The 14,528-nt window shown below is 63.0% G+C and carries 13 protein-coding genes; 7 read left to right on the forward strand and 6 right to left on the reverse strand.

Annotation, left to right across the window (positions count from 1 at the left end; all coding sequences use genetic code 11):
- Nucleotides 1-118 precede the first annotated feature (118 nt).
- The 3 genes from zapE to BUA38_RS12710 all read right to left on the reverse strand — a co-directional run bounded on the left by zapE (nucleotide 119) and on the right by BUA38_RS12710 (nucleotide 2,750).
- Nucleotides 119-1,303, reverse strand: coding sequence for a cell division protein ZapE (gene zapE, locus BUA38_RS12700; RefSeq protein ID WP_072818230.1), 1,185 nt, complete (start codon nucleotides 1,301-1,303; stop codon nucleotides 119-121).
- A 66-nt stretch (nucleotides 1,304-1,369) separates the two neighbouring features.
- A complete protein-coding gene (thpR, locus tag BUA38_RS12705; protein ID WP_072818231.1) occupies nucleotides 1,370-1,906 on the reverse strand; it encodes an RNA 2',3'-cyclic phosphodiesterase in 537 nt (178 codons plus the stop codon).
- Nucleotides 1,907-2,096: 190 nt separating this feature from the next.
- Nucleotides 2,097-2,750, reverse strand: a complete 654-nt coding sequence (locus tag BUA38_RS12710) for an arylesterase (protein WP_072818232.1) — start codon at nucleotides 2,748-2,750, stop codon at nucleotides 2,097-2,099.
- Nucleotides 2,751-2,799: 49 nt separating this feature from the next.
- Here BUA38_RS12710 and BUA38_RS12715 point away from each other — a divergent pair, with 49 nt between their 5' ends.
- The 4 genes from BUA38_RS12715 to BUA38_RS12730 all read left to right on the forward strand — a co-directional run bounded on the left by BUA38_RS12715 (nucleotide 2,800) and on the right by BUA38_RS12730 (nucleotide 7,749).
- Nucleotides 2,800-3,534 (forward strand): ABC transporter ATP-binding protein, encoded by a 735-nt coding sequence (locus BUA38_RS12715; protein ID WP_072818233.1) that lies wholly within the window; start codon nucleotides 2,800-2,802, stop codon nucleotides 3,532-3,534.
- Nucleotides 3,531-6,101: an ABC transporter permease gene (locus tag BUA38_RS12720; RefSeq protein WP_072818234.1), complete on the forward strand. Its 2,571-nt coding sequence runs from the start codon at nucleotides 3,531-3,533 to the stop codon at nucleotides 6,099-6,101. The genes BUA38_RS12715 and BUA38_RS12720 overlap by 4 nt, the downstream gene beginning before the upstream one ends.
- A gap of 245 nt (nucleotides 6,102-6,346) precedes the next feature.
- Nucleotides 6,347-7,138 (forward strand): Bax inhibitor-1/YccA family protein, encoded by a 792-nt coding sequence (locus BUA38_RS12725; protein WP_072818235.1) that lies wholly within the window; start codon nucleotides 6,347-6,349, stop codon nucleotides 7,136-7,138.
- Nucleotides 7,139-7,218: 80 nt separating this feature from the next.
- Nucleotides 7,219-7,749, forward strand: coding sequence for a GNAT family N-acetyltransferase (locus tag BUA38_RS12730; RefSeq protein WP_072818236.1), 531 nt, complete (start codon nucleotides 7,219-7,221; stop codon nucleotides 7,747-7,749).
- A 58-nt stretch (nucleotides 7,750-7,807) separates the two neighbouring features.
- Here the strand turns inward: BUA38_RS12730 and BUA38_RS12735 are convergent, their stop codons facing one another.
- The 3 genes from BUA38_RS12735 to acnA all read right to left on the reverse strand — a co-directional run bounded on the left by BUA38_RS12735 (nucleotide 7,808) and on the right by acnA (nucleotide 12,263).
- On the reverse strand, nucleotides 7,808-8,179 hold the full coding sequence (locus BUA38_RS12735; protein ID WP_072818237.1) for a DUF2794 domain-containing protein: 372 nt from the start codon (nucleotides 8,177-8,179) through the stop codon (nucleotides 7,808-7,810).
- 446 nt (nucleotides 8,180-8,625) lie between these two features.
- The gene (locus BUA38_RS12740; RefSeq protein WP_072818238.1) at nucleotides 8,626-9,393 is read right to left on the reverse strand and encodes a DUF1223 domain-containing protein; all 768 of its coding nucleotides are present in this window, start codon (nucleotides 9,391-9,393) and stop codon (nucleotides 8,626-8,628) included.
- Between the two features lie 149 nt (nucleotides 9,394-9,542).
- Entirely contained in the window at nucleotides 9,543-12,263 is a 2,721-nt protein-coding gene (acnA, locus tag BUA38_RS12745) for an aconitate hydratase AcnA (protein ID WP_072818239.1), read from the reverse strand.
- Between the two features lie 183 nt (nucleotides 12,264-12,446).
- Between acnA and ccmA the strand changes: the two genes are divergently transcribed.
- The 3 genes from ccmA to BUA38_RS12760 all read left to right on the forward strand — a co-directional run bounded on the left by ccmA (nucleotide 12,447) and on the right by BUA38_RS12760 (nucleotide 14,525).
- Nucleotides 12,447-13,049, forward strand: a complete 603-nt coding sequence (gene ccmA / locus BUA38_RS12750) for a heme ABC exporter ATP-binding protein CcmA (protein ID WP_072818240.1) — start codon at nucleotides 12,447-12,449, stop codon at nucleotides 13,047-13,049.
- Entirely contained in the window at nucleotides 13,046-13,714 is a 669-nt protein-coding gene (gene ccmB / locus BUA38_RS12755; RefSeq protein ID WP_072818241.1) for a heme exporter protein CcmB, read from the forward strand. The genes ccmA and ccmB overlap by 4 nt, the downstream gene beginning before the upstream one ends.
- 70 nt (nucleotides 13,715-13,784) lie before the next feature.
- Nucleotides 13,785-14,525 carry a heme ABC transporter permease gene (locus tag BUA38_RS12760; RefSeq protein ID WP_072818242.1) on the forward strand — a complete coding sequence of 247 codons (741 nt, stop codon included), beginning with the start codon at nucleotides 13,785-13,787 and terminating at the stop codon, nucleotides 14,523-14,525.
- The last annotated feature ends 3 nt before the right edge of the window (nucleotides 14,526-14,528 follow it).

Raw genomic sequence — 14,528 nt, forward strand, 5'->3', positions numbered from 1 at the left:
GCGATGGAGGTGGATAAAAGCCGTTTGAGGCTGGTTATCCCTTCTCACCGACCCGTTCAAGCTGCGGCGTGCTCAATTGTAGGTCTGCATTGCTTCCCGCGGCAGCAAAGGCCGGCGCCTACGTCTCCACCAGCCCCGTAGTCGAGCCGCTGGCCGCCGAATCCTTGTGGCCATGCGGCCTCCCTAAGTAGGATTCCGAGCCCATTTCGATCAGTCGCGACGAGGTCCGCTTGAATTCGTTGGCCTCGACGCCTTCGGTCGCCAGATAGAGCGACAGCGGATCGGCCGCGGCCGACGCCATCAGCTTCACGCCGTTGTCGTACAGCGTATCGATCAAGGTGATGAACCGCTTGGCGGCGTTGCGCTCGCCATAGTCCATCACCGGGATGCGATCGATCATGATGGTGTGATAGTCGCGGGCGAGCCGAAGGTAGTCGGATGCAGCCAGCGGTTGCTCGCAGAGTTCGGCAAAGGAAAACCGCGCCACGCCATTCGCCGAGCACGGCACATGCAGGGTGCGGCCCTTGATCGAAATATCGCGTGGACGACACGGCGCCTTGCCGGTCATCTTCGCCCAGGCCTTCTCGAGCGCCGTGGCGGCAGCGGCATCCGCCGGCACCAGCCACATTTTGACGCCTGCGAGTTTCTCCAGCCGGAAATCGGTTCGCGCATCCAGCCGCACGACGCTCATATGCTCTTCGATCTGCGCGATGAACGGAAGGAACAGCGCACGGTTGAGACCGCCTTTATAGAGGTCGTCCGGCGCCACGTTGGAGGTCGCCACCACCACGGTACCGAGTTCGAACAGGCGGGCGAACAGCCGCCCGAGAATCATCGCATCCGCAATGTCGGTGACGTGAAATTCGTCAAAACACAACAGCCACGCCTGCTCGAAGATCGCGTTTGCCGTCAGCGCGATCACGTCGCCGTCGGGAAGTTCGCCGCGCGCGATCTCCTGGCGAAAGCCGTAGATCCGTTCATGCACCTCGGCCATGAATTCATGGAAATGCGCGCGCCGCTTGTACTGGACCGGGCTCGCTTGGAAAAACAGGTCCATCAGCATGGTCTTGCCGCGGCCGACATCACCATGCACGTAAAGGCCACGCGGCGGGCCCTCGTGCTTGTCGCCAAACAGCCGACCGAGCAGACGCTGCCTGCGCAACGGCCTGTAGCGCTCGACCCGCTGCTCGAGATCGTCAAAGGCTTCCGCGACCTCGCGCTGCGCGGCGTCGGGCTCGATAGCGCCGCTTGAGACGAGCGCCTCGTACTGGTCGAGAAAAGTGGCAGGCGGGGAAGACGACATGGGTCCCTGTTACGGCCCAAGCTGCAAAAATTGCAAGCCGTCAATTGGTGCGAAGCGGCCGAGGCCTCACGCACTCAACGCATAGGAATCCTCGACCACATAGGGTCCGCCGCCAACCGAGGCGCGGGAGGAGAACAGCACGAAGCGGGAGGCTGTGAACACCTTGGTCGGAAAATAGCCGCGCACCGAAAGATAGTCGGCGACATCCTGCGCCGCCGCGTCGCGCAGCCGCGCCAGCGTAACATGCGGGGTGAATTTACGTCCCTCGGGATCGAGCCCGATCCGCTGCATCAGGCGTTCGAGTTCGGCCTGCAATTCGATCAGCGGCCGGCTCGGGGCGATGTTGGCGACAACCGCGCGCGGCTTCTTGCCGCCAAAACTCGAAAGGCCCTGGACGGCGACCTCGAACGGCTTGCGGTTGACCCGAAACAGCATGGAAGCAATTTCGTTGGCGGAAATGCCGTCGATGTCGCCAATGAAGCGCAAGGTGACGTGATAATTTTCCGGATCAATCCAGCGGGCGCCCGGCAGTCCACCACGCAATGAGGAAAGGGTTTGGCCGATTTCGGCGGGAATTTCCAGTCCGGTAAACAGACGCGGCATCGTTAGACTCCCGATGCTGGAACATGATTCGGAAAACAGAATAACAGCTTTCCTAAAAGATCATGTTCTCTGACAGACCCCGGCGACGAATCACCGGCATTATTTTTAGCGCAGTTATGTGACCCTGCGAAGCAGGTCCCGTTAACCGATCAGAAAGCTTCACCGCCGTGTCGCTCGCTCTGTTCGTTTTTCAGCTCGCGCGCCTCGATATCGAGCTGAGAAATGCCTCAACGCTAGGCAAGATATTTTTGACGATGATGTCAATTCCCTCCGCGGTTGGATGCATGCCATCGGCCTGATTCAGTTTCTTGTCGGCGGCGACGCCGTCGAGAAAAAACGGATAGAGCGGCACGCCGGACGATTTGGCGAGGTCCGGATAGATCGAATTGAAGCGGGCCGCGAAATCGGCGCCGTAATTTGGCGGCGCCAGCATTCCGCATAACATCACGGCGATGCCTCGCGCCTTCAGCCGCGCCACGATGTCGGTCAGCGCCCCGCGGGTGACGGCAGGATCGGTGCCGCGAAGCGCGTCGTTGGCGCCGAGTTCGACGATGACCGCCTGCGTGCCTTCGGGCACTGACCAGTCGAGCCGGTCCCGGCCACCTGTGGACGTATCGCCGGAAACGCCGGCGTTGGTCATATCGACCTCTATCCCCTTAGCCTTCAACGCCTTTTGTAACTTGGCCGGGAACGCATCGGCGCCGGCGAGCCCGTATCCGGCGCTCAAGGAATCGCCCAGCACCACCATCTTGAGCGGGGCACTGCCGACGGCCGCCGACGACTGCGCCAGGGCCGGTCCCGCAGCGACGGCGAGCAGACCCCACACGAGCATGTGCTTCAACATCGACAAGAGCCTCTCGACCACGGCCCCAGAACTACCATATGACCCAACCATGGACAGTCGCATCGAACCCTCATCCTTGTCCGGCCTTGCGCCGGACAGCATTTCTCTCTCCAACGTCAACCTGTCGCTCGGCTCGGGCGCGGCGCGTGTCCACATTCTCAAGGACATCAGCCTGCGTGTCGCGTCGGGCGAAGCGCTTGGCCTGATCGGGCCTTCGGGTTCGGGAAAGTCGACACTCCTCATGGTGATGGCGGGGCTGGAGCGTCCCGACAGCGGAGAGGTGGTGGTCAACGGAACCGCTTTCAATGCCCTCAATGAGGATGCATTGGCGCGTTTTCGAGGCCGTCAGGTCGGCATCGTCTTTCAGTCGTTTCACCTGATCCCGACGATGACGGCGCTGGAGAATGTCGCCGTCCCGCTCGAGCTCGCCGGCAGCCGCGACGCTTCGCAGCGCGCAGCGCAAGAACTCGCATCTGTCGGCCTCGGCGACCGGCTGCATCATTATCCGACGCAGCTTTCCGGCGGCGAGCAGCAGCGCGTGGCGCTGGCGCGCGCGCTGGCGCCCGACCCCGCCATCCTGGTCGCCGACGAGCCGACCGGCAATCTCGATGAGGCGACCGGCAAACAAATCGTCGACCTGCTGTTCACCAAACATGCCGAGCGCGGCATGACGCTGGTGCTGGTGACGCACGATGCCTCGCTGGCGCATCGCTGCGATCGTGTCGTTCGGCTGCGTTCGGGCCGCATCGATACGCAGGTCCCGGAGCGTGACGCCGCTTCATGACGATCGTGGCCGAACCCCTGTCCGGTAACCCGCCTGCGTCGCTGCCGCTGCGCTATGCGTTGCGCGAGCTGCGCGGCGGCCTGCGCGGCTTCTACGTTTTCATTGCCTGTATCGCGCTTGGCGTCATGACGATTTCAGGCGTCGGCTCGGTTGCCGCGAGCCTTGGCGACGGATTGGCGCGCGAAGGCCGCACCCTGCTGGGCGGCGACGTCGCTTTCTCGCTGTTCCAGCGCGAGGCGACGCCGGAGGAAATCGCCTTCCTCCGCTCGCGCGGCGAGGTGTCGTCGATTGCGACACTGCGCGGCATGGCGCGCGCCGCCGATGACCGTCTGGCGCTGGTGGAGATCAAGGCGGTCGATCAAGCCTATCCGATGCTCGGCCAGATCTCCCTTGAACCCGGGATGCCGATCGCCGATTTGCTCACTGAGCGTGATGGAGCCTTTGGCGCTGCGGCCGATCAAACGCTGCTGGCGCGGCTCGACCTCAAGCTCGGCGATCGCGTCAATGTCGGCCAGGCGGTTTTCCAGATCCGCAGCGTCGTCAATACCGAGCCGGACAAGCTCGCCGGCGGCCTCGGTTTCGGTCCGCGATTTCTGGTCAGCGAAGCCGGACTCCGCGCCACGCAATTGATCCAGCCCGGCAGCCTGGTGCGCTGGATCTATCGGGTGAAACTGCCCGACGACGTGAGCGGCAGCCGTAACACCACGCGGCTCATCGACGACACGCGGCAGGCGCTGCCTCAGGCTGGATGGGAAATCCGTTCGCGCGACAACGCCTCGCCGCAGCTCGAGCGCACGATCAGCCGCTTCACGCAGTTCCTGACGCTCGTCGGACTGGCGGCGCTCCTGGTCGGCGGTGTCGGCGTTGCCAACGCCGTGAAGAGCCATATCGACCGGCGCCGGGACGTCATTGCCACCTTCAAGGCGGTCGGCGGCACCGGCCGTGACGTGTTTTCGATCTACCTGACGCAGGTGATCGGGCTTGCCCTGATCGGGTCGATCATCGGCCTGGTCGCCGGCGCGGCATTGCCGTTTGCGATCGTGCATCTGTTCGGCAAGCTCCTGCCGCTGCCGATTGAAGCGGCGCTGCATCCCGAGGAGCTCGCGCTGTCGCTGGTCTATGGACTTCTCACGGCGCTGGCCTTCGGTTTATGGCCGCTCGGCCGCGTCCACGACGTGCCGGTCGCGGCGTTGTTTCGCGACACGGTCGCGAGCGCCTGGCATCGCCCGCGCTGGCCCTATCTCGCCTCGATGGCGGGGGTGATCACCCTGCTGATCGCTGTGGTCATCGGCCTTTCCTACGACAGGCGCGTCGCCACCGTCTTCGTGGTGTCGTCGATCGCCGTCTTCGTGCTGCTGCGAGGCATCGCTGCCGCGTTGATGGCACTGGCGCGCCGCTTGCCGCGCACGGAAATAACCATGCTGCGGCTCGCGATCACCAATATCTACCGGCCCGGCGCGCTGACGCCGTCGGTCGTGCTGTCGCTGGGCCTCGGTCTCGCCGTGCTTGTGACGATCACCCAGATTGACGGCAACCTGCGAAGGCAATTCATGGCGGCGCTGCCCGAGCATGCACCGTCATTCTACTTCATCGACATTCCCGCAACCGACGCTGACCGCTTCTCGGCGTTCCTGAAGGAGACCGCGCCCGGATCGACGGTCGAGGAAGTCCCGATGCTGCGCGGCCGCATCGTCTCGGCGCGCGGCGTGCGAGCGGAGGACCTCAAACCCTCAACCGACGCCGAGTGGGTACTGCAAAGTGATCGCGGCCTGACCTCGACCGGTGAAATTCCGAAAGGCTCCAAGATCGTGGAGGGACAGTGGTGGGGCGCCGACTATAGCGGGCCGCCGTTGGTTTCGATCGAGAAGAAGATCGCCGACGGGCTTGGCCTCAAGATCGGCGACGAGATCGTGGTCAATGTGCTCGGCCGCGACATTTCGGCCAGGATTGGCAACATGCGCACGATCGACTGGCAGGGGTTGGGCATCAACTTCGTGCTGGTATTCTCGCCGAACGCCTTCAGGGGCGCCCCTCATACACATATAGCAACATTGACCGAGCCCCATCCGGGCGCGGCCGGAGACGCCGCGATCGTCAAATCGGTCGCGAGCGCCTTCCCGATGGTCACGAGCGTGCGGGTTCGCGAGGCGCTGGAGACCATCGGCTCGGTCGTTACCAATCTCGTGCTGGCCATCCGCGGCGCCAGCGCCATCACCCTGATTTCGGCCATTCTGGTGCTCGGCGGCGCGCTGGCGGCCGGCCATCGCCACCGGGTCTACGATGCCGTCATTCTCAAGACGCTGGGCGCGACGCGCGCGCGGCTGATTGGCGCCTACGCCCTCGAATATCTGCTGATCGGCTTTGCCACCGCGGTCTTCGGCGTGATCGCGGGCTCGATCGCGGCATGGCTGATCGTGACAAGGCTCATGACCCTAAGCTTCGTCTGGCAAGCGGGCAGTGCGGCCGGCGTCGTGGCATCCGCGCTCATCGTCACGGTCGGGCTGGGACTGGCTGGAACACTGCTCGCCCTCAATCAAAAGCCGGCGGCGGTGCTGAGAAACCTCTGAAGTCCCACATATAAAAATTGTATAAAAATCCGAGCCCCGCGCTGGACGGCTTGTCGCATGCGCTCGCGACATTCAGCCGCGCGTGGACGCTTGCAGCGAATGTGTTACTTTCCCAGATATCAGAACGAAGATCGGATACCGCTTGATGACGCAAAATTAATGTCAGCGAGCGGCGCTATCCGGGTTAATTTCAACTGGTGAGGCGAGAGCCTGACGCCTGCCAGACAACAAACAGGAATTCGACCATGTCGGACCTAGACCGCAACTATGCCTCCCCCTTCGGCCGGGCCGCCGGGCGCGCTGACGCCGCGACCGTCGACGCCGGTCTGCGCGCCTACATGCTGCGCATCTACAATTATATGAGCATCGGCCTCGCCATCACTGGCCTTGCCGCGCTCGGCGTCTACATGGCCGCCGTGACCACCGACCCGTCGGGCGCCGCGGCCAAGATCGGCAGCGCGTTCCTGACCCCGTTCGGCTACGCGATGTTCGTGAGCCCGCTGAAGTGGCTGTTCATCCTCGCGCCGCTCGCGATGGTGTTCGTGATCTCGGCCGGCATCAACCGCCTGGCGCCTTCGACCGCACAGCTGTTGTTCTGGGCGTTCTCGGCGCTGATGGGCATTTCGCTGTCGTCGATCTTCCTGGTGTACACGCACACCTCGATCGTGCGGGTGTTCTTCATCACCGCGGCGACGTTCGGCGCGCTCAGCCTCTACGGTTACACCACGCGACGTGACCTGACGGGGATGGGATCGTTCCTGATGATGGGCCTGTTCGGCATCATCATTGCGAGCCTGGTCAACCTCTTCCTCGCAAGCTCGATGCTGCAGTTCGTGGTTTCGGTGATTGGCGTGCTGGTGTTCGCAGGTCTCACCGCCTGGGATACCCAGCGGCTGAAGAACGACTACATCTACGGCTACGCCCGGGCGGGTGGTGATGTGGCGGAGCGCGCGGCGATTACCGGTGCCCTGTCGCTCTACCTGAACTTCATCAACCTGTTCACGCTGCTGTTGCAGCTGCTCGGCCAGCGCGAGTAACGGCTCGGCAATCAGATATGGAAGCCCCGGCCTCAGCGCCGGGGCTTTTCTTTTGGGCGCCACGAAAATAATCTTCCGCAATGCCGTCGCTCGAAATCAGGCCGACTAGCGTCGCCGACCTGCCCTCCATCACCGAGATCTACGAACACGCGGTTCGCGAGGGAACCGCGACCTTCGAACTTGTTCCGCCCGATCTTGCCGAGATGACCCGGCGCTTTCAGGCACTGGTCGACAGCGGCTTTCCCTATCTCGTCGCCGAACTGGACGGCGACGTGGCCGGCTACGCCTATGCGAGTTCCTATCGGCCGCGGCCGGCCTATCGTTTCACGGTGGAAAATTCGGTCTATCTGCGGCCCGCGATTCACCGCCGCGGCGTCGGCCGGCAATTGCTCGAACGGCTGATCGCCGAATGCGAGGCCCGCGGTTTCCGGCAGATGATCGCTGTAATCGGTGATTCGGCCAATGCGGCTTCGATCGGCGTCCACGCAGCTTGCGGCTTCCAGATGATTGGAACCCACCCCGGTGTCGGCCTCAAATTCGGCCGCTGGCTCGATACCGTGATGATGCAGCGGGAGCTTGGCGAAGGCGTGAAGACGGTTCCTACAACCTGAGGCCATCCTTCGAGACGCGGCCTGTCGGCCGCTCCTCAGGATGAGGGCTCTTTCCTGATCACACGACCGCCAACTTGCGGTCGATCACCAGCAACACGCGGTCGAGTTCATGGCCGCGGCGCAGGATCAGGCCGCTGGCGGAGATCACGCTGTACATGCCCTGCTTGCGCGCCAGCCGCGGATCCTTCTCGATCCGGTAGAGCGGAACTTCAGAGGCACGTCGGAAGATCGAGAACACGGCCCGCTCTCGCAGGAAATCGATGGCGTAATCGCGCCACTCGCCGTCGGCGACCATGCGCCCGTACAAATTCAGAATGCGATTGAGTTCGAGACGATTGAAAGTCACCCGATTTGACATAACGCCCGCAGCGCTCGGTCGCGCCACGGCGCGTGCCTCGCTTGGATCGGTGTCCTCCGAGATCAAACTCATGGCACATCTCCTGTCATTTACCCGACATGATTGCGCCGACCGCGCGCCGCTGCAAGAGCCGTATTCGCGCACCCCTGCCGGCGGCGGCACTCGGATCATGCGACTTTCGATGGAATCACGGCTTCCGAGGCCGTCACGGGATCGTTAGCTCAATCATAATACCGCCCCACTTCTGCCAACGGCATGCCGTGCTGGACTGCGACAAGAGGCGCCTACGTTGGCCCGGTCCTTTCGATACCGGATTCCTCAGCCCCCAGCCCCCCGGGGTCGTCGGGACCGGGTCTAACGCAGAGTATTGATCCGTGACTGGACCAACGAGAGTTGGTCCTTTTTCTTTTTCGGACAGATTTTCTGCTTCGGACGAAAAGCAAATTGAAATCTCCGCGAGGAACCCCGCGCAGTTCAAACTCCGAATGCTTTCCAGATTGGTTGTCGGGAGATCGCGCTTAGTGAAGCGCCGTATAGGCCGCGCCTAACATCGGACCCGGCCGATCGCGGCTTCCATCCTGGACGAACACGGCCGCCGCATCGATCCCTTCACGGGAGACATTTTCCAGCGGAACCGTCCAGCTACCGGCGCTGCCGTTCCAGTCGCCGACCTTCAACACGTTGCGAACCACGTTGTAATAGGTCACTTCACGGCCGCGATTTTCGCCACGACCGATCGAGATCGGCACCGCCTTGGAGATCGAGCAAATCCAGACCTCGCCGTGCGTTGCAAGCGGCGGCCTGTTCGAAGCTGCGACCGAGACCGTGATCTGCTTGCCATTCAGCTTCATCGACACCGGAACCGACATCACGCCGTCGCTCTCACGGGTGACTTCGATCGCACGTTCGATCTCGCCGCGATCGCTGCCGATGACGTGCGCCTCGCCATTGACGACGGCTTGCGGCGTATAGACGTCGCGGTCGCCGCGCATCAGCGAGTAAGCCTTCTGGCGCGCGGAGAAACGCGAGTCCGCCAGCGTGTCTTTCCAGCCGAGATAATCCCAGTAATCGATCGGCATGCTCAGCGCGATCACGCTCGGGTCCTTGGCGAGTTCGCCGATCACCTTGTCGGCGGGCGGGCAGGACGAGCAACCTTGCGACGTGAAAAGTTCGACCACCGCGCGGGGCTCCGCAGCCGCCGCCGGACGAATGATAGCCACGATGGCGCAGACGCCCAGGGCGCTCGACCATCGCGAAATCGAATTACAGGCCATCATCACTGTCATACCGGGACCGGGGAATCATTGTTGCCTCCATTCGCCGCTAGCATCTAACGGACCATAAAGCCAACGGCTTTCGTACGGGCAAGAGCAGTCTTTTTTAGGCTGCCCGCCCCCCGGTCGCCACTCACTTAGCGGTGAGCCCCCGATCACAATTACGCGGCAAGCTTACGCAGCACGTAGTGCAAAATGCCGCCATTTCGGTAGTAATCCAGCTCGTCCAGCGTATCGATCCGGCAAAGCAACGAGATACGTTGCAGTGCACCGTCGCTCGACACGATCTCGGCGGTTAACTTTTGGCGCGGTTTCAGGTCGCCCTGCAATCCGCGTATGGTTACTTTCTCGTCGCCCTTGAGCCCGATCGACTGCCACGAGGCGCCGTCCTCGAAGGTCAGCGGCAGCACGCCCATGCCGACCAGGTTGGAGCGATGGATGCGCTCGAAGCTCTGGCAGACCACCGCGCGAACACCGAGCAGGCGCGTGCCCTTTGCCGCCCAGTCGCGCGACGAGCCGTTGCCGTATTCGGCGCCGGCGAACACCACCAACGGCACGCCCTCTTCTTGATACCTCATCGCCGCATCGTAGATCGACATCTGTTCGCCGTCGGGCCAGTGCTTGGTCATGCCGCCCTCGGGAATGTTGCCGTCAGCGCCCTTCATCATGAAGTTCTTGATGCGGATATTGGCGAAGGTGCCGCGCATCATCACTTCATGGTTGCCGCGCCGCGTGCCGTACTGGTTGAAGTCGGCCGGGCGCACCTGATGCTCGCTCAGGAATTTTCCGGCCGGCGACGTCAGCTTGATCGAACCCGCAGGCGAGATGTGGTCGGTCGTGATCTTGTCGCCGAACATCGCGAGAATCCGCGCATCGACGATGTCCTTCACCGGCTCCGGCTCTTTCTTCATGCCTTCGAAGTAAGGCGGGTTCTGCACATAGGTCGAGCTCATGTTCCAGCGATAGGTTTCGCTCTCGGTGGTCTTGATCTTGCGCCAGTTGGTATCGCCCTTGAAGACGTCGGCATACTTCTTCTTGAAGATCGTCGCGGTGACGAACTTCTTCATGAAGGCGTTGATCTCCTTTGCGGTCGGCCAGATGTCCTTGAGGTAGACCGGCTTGCCGTCCTTGCCGGTGCCGATCGGTTCGACCGCGAGGTCCTTCCTCACCGTGCCGGCGAGCGCGTGCGCAACGACGAGCGGCGGCGAGGCGAGATAATTCGCCTGCACGTCGGGCGACACGCGGCCTTCGAAGTTGCGGTTACCCGACAGCACCGCGGCGGCGACGATGCCGTTGTCGTTGATCGATTTGGAAATGTCTTCCGGCAGCGGACCGGAGTTACCGATGCAGGTCGTACAACCGAAGCCGACGAGGTTGAAACCGACCTTGTCGAGATCGGCCTGCAGTCCGGAATTGGCGAGATATTCGGCAACCACCTGGCTGCCCGGCGCGAGCGAGGTCTTTACCCACGGCTTTGCCTTCAACCCCTTGGCGACGGCGTTGCGGGCGAGCAGTCCGGCGCCGATCAAAACGCTCGGATTTGAGGTGTTGGTGCAGGAGGTGATCGCCGCAATCACGACGTCGCCGTGGCCGAGATTGAAGTCGCGGTTATCGACCGGATAGCGCGTCTCACCGTCGGCGCTCTTCTTGTATTCAGTGGCGAGCGCACCGGCGAAACCTTCCGCCACCGCAGGCAGGGCCACGCGTCCTTCGGGGCGCTTCGGACCGGCCATCGACGGCACCACGTCCTTGAGGTCGAGGACAAGCGTCGTCGTGAAAACCGGATCGGCCGACTTGGCGTCGCGGAACAGGCCCTGCGCCTTGGCGTAGGCCTTGACCAGCGCGACGCGATCGTTCTTGCGGCCGGAGGTCTTGAGGTAGTCGATGGTCGCGGCATCGACCGGGAAGAAGCCGCAGGTCGCGCCATATTCGGGCGCCATGTTGCCGATGGTCGCCTTGTCCGCGACCGAGAGATGATCGAGACCGGGGCCGAAGAATTCGACGAACTTTCCGACCACGCCCTGCTTGCGCAGCATCTGCGTGACCGTGAGCACGAGGTCGGTCGCGGTGACGCCTTCCTTGAGCTGGCCCTTGAGCTTGAAGCCGACGACGTCAGGCAGCAGCATCGACAGTGGCTGGCCGAGCATGCAGGCTTCCGCTTCGATGCCGCCGACGCCCCAGCCGAGCACGGCAAGACCATTGACCATGGTGGTGTGCGAGTCGGTGCCGACGAGCGAATCCGGATAGGCGACTTCGAACGTGCCCTTCTTCTTGCCGACGGTCAGCTTCTCCTTCTTGGTCCACACCGTCTGCGCGAGATATTCGAGGTTGACCTGATGGCAGATGCCGGTGCCAGGCGGCACCACCGAGAAATTCGAAAACGCCTTCTGGCCCCATTTCAGGAATTCGTAGCGTTCCTGGTTCTGCTTGTATTCCTCGACCACGTTCTTGCCGAAGGCCTTGTTGTCGCCGAAGAAGTTCACGATCACCGAGTGATCGATCACGAGATCGACCGGCACCAGCGGATTGATCTTCTCGGCGTCGCCGCCGAGATTCTGCATCGCGTTGCGCATCGCGGCGAGGTCGACCACGGCGGGAACGCCGGTGAAATCCTGCATCAGGACCCGCGCCGGACGGAAAGCGATCTCGTGCTCCAGCGTGCGCTTCTTCAGCCACTTGGAGACCGCGACGATGTCTTCTTTCTTGACGGTGCGGCCGTCTTCGTTGCGCAGCAGGTTCTCAAGCAGAACCTTCATGGAATAGGGAAGCTTGGATATCCCCTTCAGACCATTCTTCTCGGCCGTGGGCAGGCTGTAATAAACGTAGGTTTTGCCGCCAACCTTGAGGGTTTTCTGGCATTTGAAGCTGTCGAGAGAGGTCATGTGAGGCAATCCCAAATTGTCGGTCCATACCCGGCAAGGGTATTATAACACCAACTGAGGTCGTTGGCCGAACGGCCCGCCACATGCGGATTGTGCGGCGAGTCAAGTTCCGGCTTATAGAATCTTTCAACAATCACCGCCACACCGAGAAGTGGTCGCAGCAATGCGTGGCAGAGGAAAATAATGCGGCTCTCGGGACGCGGAGTGAGGTGTGTGCGGGGCGGCCGCGAGGTCTTTGCTGGCCTCGATTTCGAGGCCAATGCCGGCGAAGCCCTGGCCGTGGTCGGCCCCAACGGGTCAGGCAAAACCTCGTTGTTGCGGCTGATTGCGGGCGTTCTGGCGCCGGCCGGCGGGTCGATTACGCTCGAGCGCGGCGACGACGAACTGACGCTTCCCGAACAATCGCACTATCTCGGCCACCGCGACGCGCTGAAACCGGCGCTGAGCGTGTCGGAAAACCTCGCCTTCTGGCGGGATTTTCTCGGCGGGGCGCCGTCAAATCTGGCGGAAAGCCTGGCAACCGTCGAACTCGATCATGCGGCCCGTCTGCCGGCCGCCTATTTGTCAGCAGGCCAGCGGCGGCGGTTGTCGATCGCCCGCTTGCTGACCGTGCAGCGGCCGGTCTGGCTGCTCGATGAGCCGACCAACGCCCTCGACACCGCCGGGCAAAAGCTGTTCGCCAGCGTGATGTCCGAACATCTTTCGCGCGGCGGGCTGATCATTGCCGCAACCCACACGCCGCTCGGCGTAACCAGCCGCACCTTGCGCGTCGGAGACGGCTTGTGAGCGCACTCTCCGCCCTGATCCGCCGCGATATCCGGATTGCGCTGCGCGTCGGCGGCGGCGCCTTGATCGGGGTGTTTTTCTTTCTCACCGTCGTGGTGCTGATGCCATTTGCGATCGGACCGGACCTCGCGCTGCTCGCGCGGCTCGGACCCGCGATCCTCTGGCTCGGCGCGCTGCTTGCGAGTCTCTTGACACTCGATCGGCTGTTCACCGCCGACCATGACGACGGCTCGCTCGATCTGATCACGATGAGCCGCACACCGCTGGAACTGTCCTGCGCGGCCAAGGCGCTGGCGCATTGGCTTGCCGCCGGGCTCCCGCTCGTCATCGCCACGCCGGTGCTAGGATTGCTGCTCAATCTCGACGCCAGCGCCACGGCGGCGATCGCGCTCACGCTGCTCGCCGGGACGCCTGCGCTTACTTTCATCGGCATGATTGGCGCGGCGCTTGCCGTGACGCTGCATCGCGGCGGGCTATTGCTCGCGGTGCTGGTGCTGCCGCTGTCAATTCCCGTGCTGATCTTTGGCGTCGCCGCGTCGGAAGCGGCGATCACCGAGCCACTGTCGTTCGGTGCGCCGTTTTCGATCCTGTGCGCGCTGTCGCTGTTCGGCCTGATCGTCGGGCCTTTCGCGGCCGCCGCGAGCCTCCGTCACGGACTGGATTGATGTCTATCAACTCTCGCTGAGACACCTTATGCCGATTGCCTGCAACGCCTCCGACCATTAACAGGATGCCATGACGCTGATCGATCTCGCCAACCCGACCCGGTTCCTCGCCTTCACGGCGCGGCTATTGCCGTGGCTAGTGGCTGCGACCGCCATTCTGCTCGCGGTCGGCCTGTACCAGTCGGCGATGGCGCCCGATGACTACCAGCAGGGCGCGACCGTGAAGATCATGTTCATCCATGTGCCGAACGCCTGGCTGTCGATGTTCGTCTGGGGCGTGATGAGCCTGGCCGCGCTCGGCACGCTGGTCTGGCGGCATCCGCTTGCCGACGTCGCCGCGAAAGCCGCCGCCCCGCTCGGCGCCGCTTTCACTTTCCTGGCGCTCGTCACCGGCTCGCTCTGGGGCCGGCCGATGTGGGGCACCTATTGGGAGTGGGATGCCCGACTGACATCGGTGTTGATCCTGTTCCTGATGTATCTCGGCCTGATCGCGCTGTGGCGTTCGGTCGAGGATCCCTCGCGCGCGGCGCGTGCGGCCGCCGTGCTGACACTGGTCGGCGCCATCAATCTTCCGATCATCAAGTTTTCCGTGGACTGGTGGAACACGCTGCATCAACCGGCATCCGTGATGCGGATGGGCGGATCGACGCTCGACCGTGCCTTCCTGATTCCGCTGCTGGTAATGGCGGTCGCCTTTTCGCTGCTGTTCCTCACCTTGCATCTTGCAGCCATGCGCAACGAAATCCTTCGCCGTCGCGTGCGCGCGATGCAGATGATTCACGTGGCGCAAGCCGGCCAGCGCGCAGGCTAGCGT

This window comes from Bradyrhizobium erythrophlei (assembly GCF_900142985.1).
GTDB lineage: Bacteria > Pseudomonadota > Alphaproteobacteria > Rhizobiales > Xanthobacteraceae > Bradyrhizobium > Bradyrhizobium erythrophlei_B.